The organism is Coprococcus ammoniilyticus (genome assembly GCF_025567345.1).
GTDB lineage: Bacteria > Bacillota > Clostridia > Lachnospirales > Lachnospiraceae > Coprococcus > Coprococcus ammoniilyticus.
Window position 1 is genome coordinate 13,338 of record NZ_JAOQJS010000003.1, and the last position, 17,533, is coordinate 30,870.

Consider the following 17,533-nt stretch of genomic DNA (forward strand, 5'->3'; position numbering starts at 1 on the left):
TCTTATATTCCCTTCATAAAAAAGATGCCTGATATAATAAAAACTATGATATTCAGATAAACCGCCATTTTCTTAGATGTAACCCCACCTTCTTCTGCATGATACCCGATCACGCCGAATACAATTCCGGTAAATGCCATCAAAAATGCACTGATCATCAATACCCCATAGATACGTTCTACCGTACCTCTTGATATAATGGATTTGATCACGGAAAGTATTATAAAGATTCCGCCCAAAATTCCCAATATATATGAAATGATCGTATCTCCTGAACTTCCGGGTGGAGAAACCCTGAAATCACTGTTTTTCAATCTTTTTTCTCCTTTTTCTGTCAAATCGTGCCAGAATATAATATATGATATATCCAAGCATGCCGCCAAAGGTATTCATGATAATATCATCAACATCAAACACCCCAAGTTTTGTTATCAACTGTACCAGTTCAATACTTAACGAAAACGCAAATGCCGCCAGAGTCGCTGTAAAAAATCCGGTCTTTTTACCTCTGACCCAACGGATCAACATTCCAAATGGTACAAAAGCAAGAACATTTCCAACCAGATTCAACATCACGCTTGTGTTCGTCATATAACTTCTGTACTTTACGAAACGCTTAATCTCGAGAAACGGTGTCAGATTGTACCGCATCTCTTCATATCCATGTCCCCTTCCAAACATATCGCTGAATATCAGGAAATAAACAATGGATATACTGTATAAAATGAATAGCACCAGGCATAACACCCGCAGCTTTTTCTTATTTTCTATGCTCAACGCCAGCCTCCAGGTTAATATTATTTCCTCATTTTTATTAACTGGGTAAGAAGTCTGTCTGCACACTCCTCTTTACTCATCTGTGGCAATTCAATATCTTCATCCTGTGTGATCAATGTCAGCACATTGGTATCTGTTCCAAATCCAGCTCCCGCTGTCTTTAAGTTATTTGCTGCGACTATATCGATCTTCTTCTTTTCCAGTTTCTTTCTGGAATTCTCCAGCAGATTCTGTGTCTCCATCGAAAATCCGCATATAATCTGTCTGGCAAGTCTGCTGTCCCCATCTGTCTTTCTTGCCTCTTCTCTCTGCATTCCAAGGAATGCAAGAATATCTTTTGTTCTTGTAAGTGGAATGCTCATATCAGCATCCGATTTCTTGATCTTGTTATCTGATACTTCTGCCGGTTTGTAATCTGCAACGGCGGCAGCCTTGATAATGATATCCTGATCTGCACTGGCAGCCGTTACTGCTTCATACATATCCTGTGCAGAGGTAACCGGCACTACTGTTACGAATTCTGGCGGCGTGATCGCTACCTTTCCTGTTACAAGTGTCACATCCGCCCCACGAAGCATCGCCTGTCTGGCGATCGCATATCCCATTTTACCGGTTGAATGGTTGGAAATAAAGCGAACCGGGTCGATTGCTTCCATCGTAGGACCTGCGGTAACAAGTACTTTTATTCCCTGCATATCCTTCTCTGCTGCAATATACTTTAATATATAATCAACTAACAACTGTTCATTCGGAAGCTTCCCCTTGCCTGTATCTCCACAGGCAAGGTATCCGCTTGCCGACTCTATGATCTCATAGCCGTAGGACTGTAATTTCCTGATGTTATCCTGAACGATCGGATTCTCTAACATATTCGTGTTCATTGCAGGTGCGATCAGTTTCGGACATTTTGCTGCCATGATCGTAGTACTCAACATATCATCTGCAATGCCGCCTGCAATCTTCCCAATAATATTTGCCGATGCAGGAGCAACCATAAAGATATCTGCCCGTTTTGCAAGTGCAACGTGTTCTACGTTAAACTGAAAATTACGGTCAAAGGTATCCACCAGACACTTATTTCCTGTTAAGGTCTCAAATGTGATCGGATTGATAAAATTGGTCGCATTTTCTGTCATGATGACATTTACATCTGCATGCAGTTTTACAAGCATACTGGCAACATTTGCCATCTTATATGCTGCTATACTTCCTGTTACACCTAAAACAACGGTCTTATTCTTTAACATCATTTTCTCCATTCTGCATCGTATCATTGAAAATCATTCTGTCCGGAACGAATGCTGATCCGGCTGTTATTTGTTCATATCAAGGATAAAGTTATCGATCAATCTTGCCTTGCCAAATCTGACTGCCATAGCACAAAGGACATGTCCCTCTACTATATCGATTGACTTCATGGTATCCATATCCACCATCTCAACATAATCAATATCTGCAAGTGGCTCTGATCCGATCAGGTCTTTCATTGCTGCTACAATCTTCTTCGCATCTCGCTCACCATCTTCGATCATTTTCTGTCCAAGCTTAACTGACTTGCTCAGTACAACTGCTGCCTGACGTTCTTCCGGCTTCAGATAAATATTTCTGGAACTCTTGGCAAGACCATCTGCCTCACGGATGATCGGACATCCAACAATCTCAATATCCATGTTCAGATCTGTAACCATACGCATGATGATCGCAAGCTGCTGTGCATCCTTCTGACCAAAATAAGCACGATCCGGCTGAACGATATTGAACAATTTATTTACAACTGTACATACACCTTTGAAATGTACCGGACGAGTCAGTCCGCATAATGCATCCGGAAGCCCTGTCATATTGACATAAGAACAAAATCCCGGCTTATACATTTCTTCCGGTTCCGGATGAAAAATCACATCTGCACCTGTTGTCTCGCATAACTTTGCATCTGCATCAAGATCTCTTGGATAACTCTCCAGATCCTCTGTTGGTCCAAACTGCATCGGATTGACAAATACAGATACAACGGTTCTGTCATTCTGTTCTACGGATTTCCTGATCAGACTCTGATGTCCCTCATGGAGATATCCCATTGTTGGTACAAGTCCAACACTTAAGCCTTCTTTCTTCCATGCCTTAACCTGACTTCTTACTTCATCTACTGTTTTTAAAATCTTCATTTCTGATTTCCAGTCCTTTCCTGATCCTGTCTCCCGGTTTTTACCGGTTCAGGCAGCTTCTATCTCTTAGTATAATTTATCGATTACTTCATCATCAATTTTGTAGCAGTGTTCTTCTGCCGGAAATGTTCCATCGTCAATCTCTGCTATATAAGTCTTTACTGCTTCACGAATCACGTCTCCTGCATTAGCAAAATGCTTTACAAACTTCGGCTTGAAATCACTGAACATGCCAAGCATATCGTAAATTACAAGAACCTGTCCGTCGCATCCTGCTCCTGCTCCGATTCCGATCGTAGGAATGTTGATGCTCTCTGTTACAAGCTTTGCAAGCTTTGCAGGGACACACTCCAGCACCAGTAAAAACGCACCTGCTTCTTCTACTGCCTTGGCATCCTCGATCAGCTTCTTAGCTGCTGCTTCTGTCTTACCCTGAACCTTAAAGCCACCAAAAGTATTGATCGACTGCGGAGTCAGTCCCAGATGTGCAACAACAGGGATTCCTGCTGATACGATTGCTTTAATCTGTGGACAGACTTCTTTACCACCTTCTAACTTTACAGCTCCGGCTCTGCCTTCCTTCATCAGACGACCTGCATTTACGACTGCGTCATATACACTGGTCTGATAGGACATAAATGGAAGATCGGTTACAACCAGTGCATTCTTGGCTCCTCTTGCAACGGCTGCGCTATGATGGATCATGTCTTCTACGGTTACAGAGATCGTATCCTCATATCCAAGGATTACATTTCCGAGGGAATCACCGACAAGAATCGTGTTGACTCCTGCTTCATCCAATAATCTTGCTGTCGTATAATCATACGCTGTCAGCATAGAAATCTTATGCCCGGAATTCTTCATCTGCATAATTGATGTTGTTGTGTTCTTCATACGTCTTATTCTCCTATTCTGAAATCATTTCATTTTTTGTTCATTTCAAAATCCAGCATTGCCATAACTTACTGCTTTCCCTGCCATCGTTCCCGGCATTGCAGTATTCCCATTTCTCATTCCTGTCCTGAAAGAATTTTCTTCATCTCAGAATAATCACGGTTGGGATATTTCTGCTCTGCTAAAGCAAGTACAGCTCCTGATACGCTGATATAAATATGTTTCTCATTTGCATCAAGAACATTCAGATGTTTCTTTACTGTCGTTGTGTCATTTCTCTCGATTGGTCCGGTCAGACCTGCCACTGGGCCATCTTCTGCTATATGCGATGCATTTCCCATAAATAACGGAACAAGTGCCTGCTCTGCCTGTTTCTCTTCAAATCCGCAGTCTTCCAGTAATGAAACTGCCGATCCATACAGACCATTCACCAGATTGCTGGCAAATACTGCAGCCGCATGATATTTTGTTTTATTTTCTGTTGAGAGAAGTACACAGTCATTTCCTAAAAGACGAATAAAGCGGCAAAGTTTATTTCCCCACTCTTCAGCACCTTCCACGGTAAAAAAACATTTCTGCATTTCCCTGTAGGATTTTGTCGTTGAACTGATTGCATACATAGGATGAATCGAATAACCAAAGGCTCCTGCCTCTGTTACACCTGAAAAAATATTAGATGTCATCGCACCACTACAATGACAGATCAGTTTGCCCTTGATATCAAAGGCTTTTATGCTGTCCCATACTGCTTCTATCCTTCCATCCGGAACGGTAAGCATCAGGACGTCACTTGCGCAAACGATCTTCTTCAAATCATCAAATGCTTCGGTATTGGTAAATGCTGCAGCTTCTTTTGCACTCTCCACCTGTCTGCTGTAATATCCGGATACGGTTACTGTCTCCGGAAGGTTCTTTTGTATCTCTTCTTTATTCAGCTTCTGTTCAAGATACTTTCCAAGTGTAAAGCCTACTTTGCCTGCACCGATAAATCCAATCCTCATATGATCACCTGCTATCGCCTGTTCTATCTGTGGTGTACAATCAGGTATAGTTTCTTTCGAATACCATCCGCCATTTACAATACCATTTACAAGGTAAAAAGTAAAGCAGGAGAACCTGAATTTATCATCATTTTTTCTCCTGCTTTTCTTATGTTTTTCCCATACAGATCATAGATCCATATCGGAAATCATCATTTTTATAATACATAAAAATTAGTTATATTTTGCAATTACCTCTGCATTCGCCTTCATGGCTGCAGCTTCCATGGACTCACGCTCTGCCAAAAGTTTCTTTCTTACTTCTGCATTGCTGTTTCCTATGATCTGAAGTGCCAGATATGCTGCATTCTTGCTTCCGTTTATTGCTACAGTTGCTACAGGGATACCGGATGGCATCTGAACGATAGAAAGAAGTGCATCCATTCCATCTAATACAGAACCGGAAATTGGTACTCCGATAACCGGGATCACTGTCTGGCTTGCTACAACACCCGGAAGTGCTGCTGCCATACCTGCGGCAGTAATGATAACCTGTGTTCCATTATTATTTGCTTCTTCAATAAACTCTGAAAGTCCTGCATGTGCTCTGTGTGCAGACAGACATCTTACATCAACTGCTACTCCATACTCCTTTAAAATGCCGATTGCAGGCTCAACCTTTGGCAGGTCACTTGTTGATCCCATAATGATCGCTACTCTCATGTTTTTATCCTTCTTTCTTTCTTTTTATGTGTCATATCCCTGTGTCATACATGGCTCCATGCATGGCACAATGGTATTTTACTTACTGTTCAGATACTGATCGATAATCTCACTTGCCCCTTCATAATCCATGGCATCCACCGTCATCTTCAGTGCATTTAAGAACTCAATATCAGCATCATTATACTCGTATCGGTCGATTTCTGCCAGTATTTCTTTTACAGCTCCAACATCGGCATCCCGTAAAAATGTACGCATATCTTTGAGCTGTCCACGATCCACTGCATCCCTGACTGTCTTTTCCTGCTGTTCAACCGGATTGATCTTCGCCAGATATAGTCCGATATCCTTAAACATACGCTTCAGCATGGATACAAATTCATGCGTATTTTCCTTTGCATACTGCATATTTCCTATATTGATCGCCGACTCCAGATTTGCTGCTTTCCGTTCGATGCTGTATGCGCCGATATTTCCACTGCTGCTCTTGATATCATGAATGATATTCCGATACCGTCTGACATCATCATCAATATATTCTTCCAGACGATCTACATCCGGCTCATAGTCTTCCTTGAATGCCGCAATAAAACGGTTAAAGGTATCAAAATTGCCTCCGATCATCTTCAATGCATTTTCAACTACAATACTGTTCTCCAGAATATAAACATCATCCTTAAATCTGGATTCGCTGATATACTGTCTGATATTGCTTGTCTTTTCCTTGATCTTGTCCTCCGGAAGGAACAGACGGAAAATCCCTTCGATTCCATCCATTTCCAATGGTTTTACAAGTACGTCACTGAAGCCCTGCTTTATGATCTCATCTCTGCTGCTGTCTATATTGTTTTCTGAAAGCGCAATGATCGGAACCCGTTTGTATTCTTCTCCATCCAGGCTCCGGATCTCACGGACGGTATCTGCACCATCCATAACCGGCATGACTGTATCAATGAAGATCATATCATATGGAGTTACCATAACCTTGTCAATCGCTTCGAATCCGGATGAAGCAGTATCACAGATCAGCTCATAGGAATCAAATATAACCTTCTGGATCTGTATACTGACATCAGAATCGTCCACAAGAAGGATCCTGACATCCGGAAGCCAAATTCTTGAATTCGAATTACGGAATGCCTGCTCCCGTCGTTTGCTTACATTATAATTAACATAGCTGTAATCAAATACCTGCTGTATAATGGAAAAGCGTATCGTGGTTCCTGCTCCATAGGTACTGTCAACCTCCGGGGTTCCACCCATACTCTCGATCAACTGTCTTGCGATTGCCAGTCCGATACTGATATCAAAATTACCGATATCAGTTCTGTCATAAGAATCGTCCAGATCAAAGAAACTGTCCAGACGTTCTTCCTTTACTCCGGTTCCGGTATCTGATATCACGATATCCAGATAAATGCTGTCCGGTCTGTCGCACTCTTCCGGAGCGATCTTTCTCCAATCCACTTCAATGCTGATCGAACCTTCTTTGGTTGTCTTTGCCGCCCTCTGATACAGATTCATCAGGATCTCCTTCACCTTATCACGATCGCCGATCAGACCATTTGGTATATCATCCTCAATGCTTACCTTTAAGGCAACCAGATCCCGGTTGATCATTTCCTTAAACTGAACCGCAAGCTCCTCGATCATATCTGAAACCGCATATTCCTTCTCCTGCAATTCCAGTGTTCCATCCTGTAAATTCGATAATCTGGAAATTCCATCAATTATACCAAGGATCTCGTAGCTGGAACCATATACCGTGGATAACTGTTTTACCTCTTCTTCCGTTTTTGCCTCATCATTCCGCAAAAGCATCTCGCTGATCGCAAGGATCGAATTTAACGGTACACGGATCTCATGATTCAGATAGTTCACATAATCGTTCTTTGCACGGTTAGAACGCTCTGCCTGTTCATTTTTCTTGCTGAGTTCTTCTACCTGCTCCGTCTTTTTGCCAAGCAGATGCATCACATACCGGGCTACAAATATCACTGCCACGCAGATTGCTATGATCAATACCACAATCAGAACTCTGGAAAATGGAGTCTCCCAGAATTTCAACTGTTTTACAATAACAAAAGACAGCGGTTCTTCACAGGCAACACCATCAGAATTCTCTGCCGAAAGCACAAATGTATAATTTCCGCCCTCCAGATTTGTATACTCTGCTTCCAGATTATCCGTACCCGAAACAACACGATCTTTATCGTCAAATCCATCAAGATAATATTTTACCTGAATATCCCCACGATTTACATAACTCAGAACAGAGAACTTGATCACGATTCGGTTCGTATCACCCGGAACGGTCATCTTACCATCCAGATCCGAGAACGCATACTCTTTATCATCTATCGTAACAGAAGCTATCCGTACCTTCGGTGGAACTTCATTTGTAAATACCTGATTCTGATCCAGCATACTGAAGCCGGTATCACAACAAACATAGACGACTCCATCTTCACTGATATAATTCGTTGAATTATCCGTAATATCAGAGATCAGTCCATCATTTTTCGTATATATCTCGCATTTCGGATCTGCCGAGCTCAACAGATCTCCTTCGTAATATTTCTGGATGCCACGGGAACCGAAGATCCAGAGGTCTCCTGCCTGATCCAGTATCAGATTTGCCACAGAATTCGATGGATCAACTGCACTGATCTGACGGATCACGCCCTCCTGATAATAAAGTCCATTATCTGTTCCGATCCAGATACCATTGCTTCCACCAACAATGGAAGAAACAACATTCGAATTCAGTCCCTCTGACATAGATATCTTTTTCAGATTAGATTCCATGTCTATCGTATAAAGACCGGAACCATTGGACCCTGCATATAAGGTTCCATCCTCCGCCTGATACAGGGATATGATATCTGCATTTTCCATACCGGAAAATCGGCCGTAGCTGACTGTTACCTGTTCATCCTTCAATATGGAAATACCGCTCTCGGTTCCGATCGCCATACTACCATCCTTTAATTCAATGATACAGTTGACAGCATTACTGGTCAACAACGCGCCACTCTTATTATAGAATTTGTATTTACCCTTACTGTTCACCTTGATAACACCATAAATTCGGTAGGAACAGATCCACAGATTATTCTTTGAATCCACACAGAAATCACGGATACTTTTTCCATTTAACATTGTGACAAGATCAGAGTCACGGTCAAGAGTTCCGTCTGCATTTATGATCCGCAGGCCATCATCTGTACCGATATATAACTTTCCGCAATACTCCGTAATGCAGTTGACGATTGTCTCATCCAGACCATATTTCATGCTTCCATTCTGGAATTTGCTTCTGGATAACAGCATCAGTCCTTTTCGATATGAGGTCATCCAGTAGTTCCCTTCAAAATCCTGGATTATGTCACTCATCGACTCATTAAATTCCAGACCGGTAACATACTTCATTTTTTTATTTTTGTTGATATAACCAACACCATCATCCGCAAGAACCCACAATTTATTATCAATCCGCTGGATCTTATTGATACCACTCAGTGCCGCTGTTGATAATAATTCAAAATCTTTGTTCGTCGTAAGATGTATAATTGTATGACCTACCGTACCAATATACCGTTCCCCATTCTCATCTACAAAAAGGCTGTTCAGATCTTCTTCTGTGTATTCCATCTTACTGATCTTGCTTACGATCTGATCATCCTTGATATTTACGATCGTATCGTTATTCACGATCGCATATACATAAGAACGATATCCACTGATCGCTGTTACATCCGGTGCAACAACATCATCATCCGCAACCAGCGTCATTTCACCGGATTCGTAATAATAAATACCGGATGAAGTAGCAAGCCATATTTTTCCTTCTTCATCTTCATACAGTCCACGGACGGTCGTAATCTCATCCTCTGTTGAATTCGATATACGATTAAAGCATCCGTCTTTGTAAATAAATAAGCCATAGTTTTCCGTTCCTACATACAGATCCCCATTCGATGCCGCAAGAATACTGTTGATCATATAGGAACTGCTGTCGCTGTCTTCTCCCAGTGAAAATTTCCGAAACTGACTTCCATCATAACGGTACAGTCCGCTGTCCGTGCCGACCCATATGTATCCACTGGCAGACTGGCTGATGCAGTTTGCTTCCCCACTTTCAAAACCGTCATCTTCTGTGTACTTGGTCTGACTGTAATCTGATGTAAAATTCTCCTGTGCAAACACAGCAAGCCGTGGTGAAAAAAGTATCATCACGGCTACTGCTATTAATATGATCATTCTGATTTTTGAATGTAACTGCTTCATAGTTTTCTTATGCACCTAATAAAAATGCTACATATCCTTTTTTAGTTTCATAAATATCTGCTTTGGAAGTGATCTCCCATGGAGCATGCATGTTTAATACGGCCACACCACAGTCCACAACTTCCATTCCATATAATGATAAAATATAAGCGATCGTACCGCCACCGCCAACATCTACTTTACCAAGCTCTGCAGTCTGATAGTATACTCCGGCATCATCCATTACCTTACGAATAGCTGCAAGATACTCTGCATTTGCATCATTGGAACCGGATTTGCCTCTTGCTCCTGTAAACTTGTTAAATACCATACCTTCACCAAAGATAGCCGCATTCTTCTTGTCAAATGCACTTGCAAAGGTTGGATCATAACCTGCAGATACGTCAGAGGATAACATTCTGGAGGATGCCAGACATCTTCTGAGGGCCAGTTCATTATAACAACCCATCGCATTCATGATCTCAGCAACTGTATTCTCAAAGAAATGAGACTGCATTCCGGTTGCACCCACGCTTCCGATCTCCTCTTTATCTGTCAACAGACAACAGGTCGTCTTTTCTACATCTTCTGCCTCCAGCATCGCAACCATAGATGTATATGCACATACCCTGTCATCCTGTCCGTATGCCATGATCATACTCTCATCAATTCCGCAGTTTCTTGCCTTTCCTGCCGGAACGATCTCAAGCTCTGCTGAAATGAAATCTTCTTCCTTTATTCTATATTTCTTCTTCAGAAGTGCAAGCACCTGTTCCTTTACGGCTTCTTTCTCTTTTCCCTTTAATGGCTTGCTCGCAAATAAAATATCCAGTTCTTCTCCCTCGATAACTTTATTTGCCTTTTTTTCCATCTGAGCACCGGCAAGATGGATCAGCAGATCGGTAACACAAAATACCGGATCATTCTTGTCTTCCCCAATGTTTACTTCTACAACTTCTCCGTCTGTCTTAGCAACTACACCATGAATAGCAAGTGGTAAGGTTACCCACTGATACTTCTTGATTCCTCCATAATAATGCGTATCCAGATAAGCAAATCCCTCTTTCTCGTATAATGGAATCTGTTTGATATCCATACGTGGGGAATCGATATGTGCGCCAAGAATGTTCATACCCTTTTCGATATCCTTCTTACCGATATTGAACAGCGCTACGGTCTTATTCATCCATACCGCATATACCTTTGAACCTTTTGTCAGCTTCTTTCCTTCTTTGATCACATCCTGAATATCTTCATATCCGGCTTTCTTTACCTGTTTTACGATCTCTTTTACACATTCCCGCTCCGTCTTTCCTGTATCCAGGAATTCACGGTAGGATTTACATAATTTTTCCAGCTTTGCAAGTTCTTCCTTGTCATAACTGTTCCATGCATTTTTATCTTTCATTTTTATGCCTCCTAAACATATAAGTCATTGCTTATACTCTTTTTTATATATATAATGGCACTTCTGCGGATCCTGTATGTCACAAGTCCGAGAATTACCAGATAGATTGCAAAGATCATAAAAGAATCCATCTTTGTAAACTTAAATAAACAAAAACCGACTCCACAAAGGATCATGGATACCAGAATAGCAATCGCCATATTAAAGAATGCATTCAGATTGCCCCTGAGCGCTCCGTATTCATCTTCCCAGTTCAGCTTCGGATGTGTTGCATCCAGCCAGAGTCCGATATAGGTGCAGCATACAACCGATAAGAACCCGATCACAATAAAGTAAATGACCGAAGGCACATTGATATGCATACAGATGCACAACACAATGATCGTTACTGCAACTGTGATGCCGCTGTATACCAGACTGACACCTGCCTTGATCCCGATCTGCGTCCGATAGCTGACCGGTGCATATTTGATAAAACTGAAATGATCTCCCTCTCTTGTAAACGAGGTCGATGCAATACTGTTCATTGCTGTTGCAAAGAAGGAAATGATCAGTACCAGCAATAATACGATCAGATCGGATGCTACAAAACCTTTGGAAAGCAGCTTCTCAAATGAAGTCATAAAGTTCTTCGTCGCAGGCAGAACAAACAATGCCACCGCAAGAACCGGCCATATAATATTTACCATTACACAATATTTGCGATATGCCGGTGTCCGGTATAGTATCTTACATTCCTTCAGAAAATATGCTTTGCGAATACTTTTTTTCGCATAAGCTGCATCAGAAACCACATCTTCTTTCTTCTCTGCTTTTCCGACAGATGAAACCAGATATACGCCACGCAGATACAGTTTGCTTCCAAGGAAAAACAACAGACCTGCCATAACCGCATTTAACAGGATGAACAGCAGGAAATATGCAATGTTGTTCGTTTCAAGTGCTTTTAAGAATACAGGAACCGTAAAGAATATCTTTCCCATGATTGCTGTAAACATATTGTTATGATTCATCAGACCATCAATATAATTGTTAATATTGATGCTGTCCATCTGAATAAACGATAATAAAAAGAGTCCGAGGAAAATAACGGTTACCAGTCCTGTCATGGCATCCACATTCCGAAACAGTTTTATCCGGCTTAAAAACGCCATACAAAGTAAGGCAAAAATTCCGCAATATACAAGTGGAAGGATCGGAAGCATCGCTACTCCGACTAATGCCGTCAGTGCAGATACCGGCTTAAATCCGGCAGCTATGAAGTAACCTACAAAGCCGCTGAATAAAACCATACACTCCATAACACTCTCTGCAATATATGCATTTACAAATTTGGCTGCTACAATCTCACCCGGCTTTACCGGAAGCGGAAGCAGATGATCCAGATCCGATGAAAAAAACAGTACATTAAACAGTACCATCACCGAAAAGATCATGCCAAATACGGACATCAACTGTATGATCAGTTCTACGCCTTCCGTCATTCCTCCTGCTTCTATCAGTGCTTCTGTCATAATATATACAATAAATCCAACGACCAGACAACAGGGAACCATGATACAGAACATGGCAAGTGAACCAAGTGTCTTATATGCCTTCGCTTTTTCTCCGGTGTCCGGCATCGTCATCTCTGTATCCTTTGCCATTACTCTGGTCAAATACAAAAAATTCTTCATAAGCACTCTATTCCTCATGTGTCATTTCTATAAATATATCTTCCAGTGACTTATTCTTATGTGCGACAACCAGTTCATCCAGCGTTCCCTGATAGATATCATGACCTTTCTTGATCATGATGATATTATCACACAATTTCTCTGCAACTTCCAGAACATGCGTTGAGAAAAATACGCAGTTACCTTCATCCGCATGCTCCCGCATCATCTTCTTTAATTCATATGCCGCATTCGGATCCAATCCGGTCATCGGTTCATCTAAGATCCAGACCGGTGGTTTATGTACTAATGCGCCTATTACCATCATTTTCTGGCGCATACCATGCGAATAGCTGACCATTTGTTTATTTAAGCTGTCTTCCATACCAAAACGCCCAGCCATTTCCTCTAACCGCTTCTTACGGTCAGTCTCTGATACACCATAAATATCTGCAATGAAATTTACATATTCCAGTCCTGTTAACCGTAAAAAGATATCAGGATTATCTGCAATATATCCAATCGACCGTTTTGCCTCAAGCGGCTCTTTCCGGATATCATGACCATTGATCTGAACGCTGCCCTCTGTCGGTTTTAAAATACCGGTCAGCATCTTGATCGTTGTTGTCTTCCCCGCACCATTCTGCCCTACGAATCCGACGATCTCACCTTTCTTAATATGAAAGCTTAAATTGTTTACGGACACAAAATCTTTACCGTAAATTTTCTTTAAGTTATTGGCTATTATCATTCTTTATCTTCTCCCGGTTCTTATCTGTCACACCATCGTTTCTATCTGGTCTGTCATTTATCAAAATACTTCTTTCCATTTGGTTTTAATTATACCAAGCCCCTAATCTCTTTACAATATAAATATACCAAAGGCAGCCTGAAAATACTCTGCATAGTAACAGGCTGCCATCTTCTTTATATGATTGTCCGCGGACATTTTACTGTTTATAAGTTGATACTGTCATCAAAATGAAAGGCATAGATGATCTTCTCTGTTACCATTCTTCCGGTAAGCTGATGTATCGTCTTTGCATACATATCAAGCTGTACATGATAACGGCTGACCAGATCCGATATCTGATCCACCCGGTCTGTCTTGTAGTCCATTAAAACCACCTGATCTCCTTCCAGAAAATAGGCATCGATCACTCCCTGAACTACGACCATATCCTTGCTGTCTTTATACTCCGGTGATATATCTTCCGGCTTCATGCCGATATAAAACTGCTGCTCCCGGTATAAGGTATGGTTCTTCTGTGCTTCTGCCATACGGATTCCGAGTGGGCTGTTGACCATGTTATAAATCTTATCTGCACGAACATGCTCTCTGTACCGTTCTTCCAGATATCCATGATCAAAAAATGACCGGATCTGCTCTCTAATCTCATCCATGCTGTTTCTTGTAAAATCAATAAGCTCCATGATCTTATGGATCACAGTACCCATCTCATTTCCTTTTACAGGCTCCTCCTTCATGCGGGAATGAAGCACCGGTATTGTAATCTCTGCTTCTGTCACAGGCGGCTGATACAGGTCAGATCCCGGATTCTCCTCTCCGCGGTGTGCAAGTCGTTTGATCTCTGTAACGGACATCTTATTTTTTACTGCCTGCTCTGTTTTATATGGGTAGGTATAATCTAAAAGTTCCTTATACTTTTCATATAACTGCAGTTCATCCTCTGTCTGTACAGCTTTTTTTTCTGACATATCTATATTTGTCCCGGCAAGTATCTGATTCTGATAGCCGGTCTTTGCAAGTACCCAGGTTGCATAAGTATCCTTTCTGCATACAGTATCTTCTGATACGATATGCATAGATAACGCCGATAAGATCCAGTCCATAAAACAGCCGGCTTCCATTCTGGTGATATATGGAAGCTCCATCCGCATCTGTCCGGACGCTTCAATAAAAAAATCAGTCTGCAGCGGATAATCAAAGACTGCCTTTTCCGCTCCGGGGTCTTTTACCGCCGCTGTCATATATAACTTCTCTTTTGCTCTTGACAGGGCAACATATAAGATACGGATCTCCTCCGCCAGCTTCTCTGCATTCATGACATTGAGCATGGCCGCTCTTGCAAATGTTTTCTTCTTCGCACGGTTCTTCCGGTCAATCGCATAACCTGCCAGATAGCTGTCTGCATTTACCGTCACCGGAGATAAGGCATCCAGATTCGAAAAACGATTTGCCAGTCCACTGACAAATACAACCGGAAATTCCAGTCCCTTGCTCTTATGCATCGTCATCATCACAACAGAATCGTCATCATCTCCAAGCACCGACGCTTCTGCAAAATCCAGATCATTCGTCTTCAGCCGGTCCATGTAACGCAGGAAATTAAACAGTCCACGAAAACTGCTGTCCTCATAGGTATCCGCTTTCTGAATCAGCATATCGATATTTGCCTGTCTTCGTTTTCCCGACTGCATCGCGCCAACAAACCAATAATATCCGGTCTGCTCCAATATCGAATGAAGCAGTTCACTGATACTCATATAGTTTTTATCTGCCTTCCAGCTATCCAGCATACGAAGAAACTGTCGAAGCTCCTCTGAAGCTCCTGAGTCCGGCTTTTCTGCATAATAACAGACCTTCTGATAAAAACTCGCCGTCCGCACCAGATTCTTCTCATGATCCTTGAAGTCCCGGTCATAGATACCTACAATCTCTGCAAGCTCCTGTTCCTTTACACCTGCAAGCGGTGAACGAAGGACTGCTGCAAGTGCATAATCCTGATGGGAATTATCGATCACCGCCAGCATATCAAGCAGGGTACTGATCTCGATCGCATCAAAATATCCACTCTCGCTCTCTACAAATAATGGAATCCCACGCTCCGCAAATGCTTCCTCAAAGGCTTTCGCATTCTTCTTCACACTTCGCATCAATACCGCAATATCCCGGTAAGAAACCCTTCTGGTCTCTCCGTTATCTCCATCCGGAATATAAAGTGGTTTATCACCCTTCACTAACTCATAGATCTCATCTGCGATCATCCGTGCCTCTATATCCACATTTGTTAACGACCGTATCTCTTCCGGCTGAGATTTCTCCGGATCTGCGCAATCATTCCTTACGATCAGGATCTCGGATCCATACCCCATATTATTCTTGTCCTGTCTTCCGATATGCAGCTTTGCCGATTCATCATAATCGATCCCGCCCAGATTCTCTGACATCAACGGTTCAAAGATCTGGTTGATCGTATCAATCACCTTTCCTGCACTTCGGAAATTATTCGAAAGCAGGATCTTCTGATCTTCTGCATCTTCCCGGTCAGAATATGTATTATATTTATTCAGGAACAGATCCGGTCTTGCCATACGAAAACGGTAGATACTCTGCTTGATATCCCCCACCATAAACATATTCTTCCGATCTTCTCCATGACCTGTCACACAATTTAAGATATCTTCCTGTAAAAAGTTGCTGTCCTGATATTCATCGATCAGGATCTCACGATACCGTCTGGCAACCGTCTTTCCTGCTTCCGATGGAATCACACAGCCATTCTCATCCGTTCCTGCACACAGGATGTCATAGGCAAATTCTGAAATGTCCCGGAATTCATACAGATTCCTGTCGAGCTTCTCTTCCTTTAACCGGTCCATATAGGAACGTGTCAGGGATAATAACGCTAACAATGGTTCCTTCATCATCGCACATTCTGCAAGTATGACATCTGTCGGACGAAACAATGCCATCATGTCCTTTACACTTCCACGATAGGTCTGCATAGTCGTCTTTACATACTGCTGTTTCTCCGGATCACAGGCTGCGATACGCTTCAGATTGGAAAATTTGGAAACCCTTTTATATGCCTCATCCATATCCTCGGCCTGTCTCAGATTCCGCAGTAATTCCAGATCTGAACGTATAATAGGATCATAACCTGCAGGGCCATCTGCTTCGCCTGCGATCTCTAAGCACTGTTCTGCCTGACCGATCGCTGAATCAAGCGTGTCTGCTACGATCTGCATATAATCCCGATACCATTTTAAGGTATACAGTTCTTCCTTCATTGATACTTCAAGTGCCGCTTCTGCTTCATTTATCCAGCGTTCCGGCTTCGGATAACCGGAAGCAACCCGGTAGATCTGATAGACCAGCTCCCGGATCTTCTCATCCGATTCTTTTCTCGCAAAGCTGTCTACCAGTCCGATAAATTCATCGGATGCTTCCTGATATTTCTGTTCTAATACTTCATCCAATATATCATTCTTGATCAGATCCATCTCTGCATTATCTGCTATATCAAAAGAGGAATCGATCCCGATCATCTGAAAATAATCTTTTACGATTCCAAGGCAGAAACTGTCGATCGTCATAATATCTGCCCGTGGCAGCAGGGATAACTGCTTAACGATATGCTCATCCTCCGGATGATCTTCGGCTGCCTGCTCAAGCTTATCCGCAATCTTCTCTTTCATCTGGGCTGCCGCAGCTCTGGTAAATGTTACAACCAGAACCTCATCAATATCGATTTTCTCCTCTGCCTTATTGCCATCCGCATCAACTCCCATGACCATCTCAAGAATCCGTTCTACAAGGACAGCCGTCTTACCGGAGCCTGCCGCAGCAGATACCAGAAGATTACCATGTCTGGAATTAATGACTGATTTCTGTTCATCTGTCCATGAAATACCCAT

General features: G+C 42.2%; 12 protein-coding genes. All 12 read right to left on the minus strand.

Annotated features, from left to right (window positions below; genetic code table 11):
* Positions 1-2: 2 nt before the first annotated feature.
* On the minus strand, positions 3-314 hold the full coding sequence (locus OCV60_RS04760; RefSeq protein ID WP_021944043.1) for a hypothetical protein: 312 nt from the start codon (positions 312-314) through the stop codon (positions 3-5).
* Complete coding sequence (locus OCV60_RS04765; RefSeq protein ID WP_021944042.1) at positions 301-777, minus strand: VanZ family protein; 477 nt, start codon at positions 775-777, stop codon at positions 301-303. Before OCV60_RS04765 ends, OCV60_RS04760 begins: the two co-directional genes overlap by 14 nt.
* Positions 778-797: 20 nt before the next feature.
* A complete protein-coding gene (gene coaBC, locus OCV60_RS04770; RefSeq protein ID WP_021944041.1) occupies positions 798-2,024 on the minus strand; it encodes a bifunctional phosphopantothenoylcysteine decarboxylase/phosphopantothenate--cysteine ligase CoaBC in 1,227 nt (408 codons plus the stop codon).
* 66 nt (positions 2,025-2,090) lie between these two features.
* Entirely contained in the window at positions 2,091-2,942 is an 852-nt protein-coding gene (gene panC / locus OCV60_RS04775; protein ID WP_008403076.1) for a pantoate--beta-alanine ligase, read from the minus strand.
* A gap of 66 nt (positions 2,943-3,008) precedes the next feature.
* Entirely contained in the window at positions 3,009-3,836 is an 828-nt protein-coding gene (panB, locus tag OCV60_RS04780) for a 3-methyl-2-oxobutanoate hydroxymethyltransferase (RefSeq protein WP_021944040.1), read from the minus strand.
* Positions 3,837-3,952: 116 nt separating this feature from the next.
* The gene (locus tag OCV60_RS04785) at positions 3,953-4,918 is read right to left on the minus strand and encodes a Rossmann-like and DUF2520 domain-containing protein (protein ID WP_416810453.1); all 966 of its coding nucleotides are present in this window, start codon (positions 4,916-4,918) and stop codon (positions 3,953-3,955) included.
* A gap of 132 nt (positions 4,919-5,050) precedes the next feature.
* Positions 5,051-5,539, minus strand: coding sequence for a 5-(carboxyamino)imidazole ribonucleotide mutase (purE, locus tag OCV60_RS04790; protein ID WP_021944038.1), 489 nt, complete (start codon positions 5,537-5,539; stop codon positions 5,051-5,053).
* 78 nt (positions 5,540-5,617) lie between these two features.
* The gene (locus tag OCV60_RS04795) at positions 5,618-9,775 is read right to left on the minus strand and encodes a hybrid sensor histidine kinase/response regulator (RefSeq protein ID WP_262529565.1); all 4,158 of its coding nucleotides are present in this window, start codon (positions 9,773-9,775) and stop codon (positions 5,618-5,620) included.
* 61 nt (positions 9,776-9,836) lie between these two features.
* The gene (locus tag OCV60_RS04800; RefSeq protein ID WP_262529567.1) at positions 9,837-11,216 is read right to left on the minus strand and encodes an aminopeptidase; all 1,380 of its coding nucleotides are present in this window, start codon (positions 11,214-11,216) and stop codon (positions 9,837-9,839) included.
* 11 nt (positions 11,217-11,227) lie between these two features.
* Positions 11,228-12,892: an ABC transporter permease gene (locus OCV60_RS04805; RefSeq protein ID WP_262529568.1), complete on the minus strand. Its 1,665-nt coding sequence runs from the start codon at positions 12,890-12,892 to the stop codon at positions 11,228-11,230.
* A 7-nt stretch (positions 12,893-12,899) separates the two neighbouring features.
* Positions 12,900-13,622 carry an ABC transporter ATP-binding protein gene (locus tag OCV60_RS04810; protein ID WP_262529569.1) on the minus strand — a complete coding sequence of 241 codons (723 nt, stop codon included), beginning with the start codon at positions 13,620-13,622 and terminating at the stop codon, positions 12,900-12,902.
* A 206-nt stretch (positions 13,623-13,828) separates the two neighbouring features.
* The gene (gene addA, locus OCV60_RS04815; protein WP_262529571.1) at positions 13,829-17,533 is read right to left on the minus strand and encodes a helicase-exonuclease AddAB subunit AddA; all 3,705 of its coding nucleotides are present in this window, start codon (positions 17,531-17,533) and stop codon (positions 13,829-13,831) included.

Bases quoted from the DNA above. Each gene is read 5' to 3' on its own strand.
- purE (WP_021944038.1), bottom strand. From the start codon at position 5,539: ATGAGAGTAGCGATCATTATGGGATCAACAAGTGACCTGCCAAAGGTT.
- panB (WP_021944040.1), bottom strand. From the start codon at position 3,836: ATGAAGAACACAACAACATCAATTATGCAGATGAAGAATTCCGGGCAT.
- OCV60_RS04795 (WP_262529565.1), bottom strand. From the start codon at position 9,775: ATGATACTTTTTTCACCACGGCTTGCTGTGTTTGCACAGGAGAATTTT.
- OCV60_RS04810 (WP_262529569.1), bottom strand. From the start codon at position 13,622: ATGATAATAGCCAATAACTTAAAGAAAATTTACGGTAAAGATTTTGTG.
- OCV60_RS04805 (WP_262529568.1), bottom strand. From the start codon at position 12,892: ATGAAGAATTTTTTGTATTTGACCAGAGTAATGGCAAAGGATACAGAG.
- coaBC (WP_021944041.1), bottom strand. From the start codon at position 2,024: ATGTTAAAGAATAAGACCGTTGTTTTAGGTGTAACAGGAAGTATAGCA.
- panC (WP_008403076.1), bottom strand. From the start codon at position 2,942: ATGAAGATTTTAAAAACAGTAGATGAAGTAAGAAGTCAGGTTAAGGCA.
- OCV60_RS04800 (WP_262529567.1), bottom strand. From the start codon at position 11,216: ATGAAAGATAAAAATGCATGGAACAGTTATGACAAGGAAGAACTTGCA.
- addA (WP_262529571.1), bottom strand. From the start codon at position 17,533: ATGGGTATTTCATGGACAGATGAACAGAAATCAGTCATTAATTCCAGA.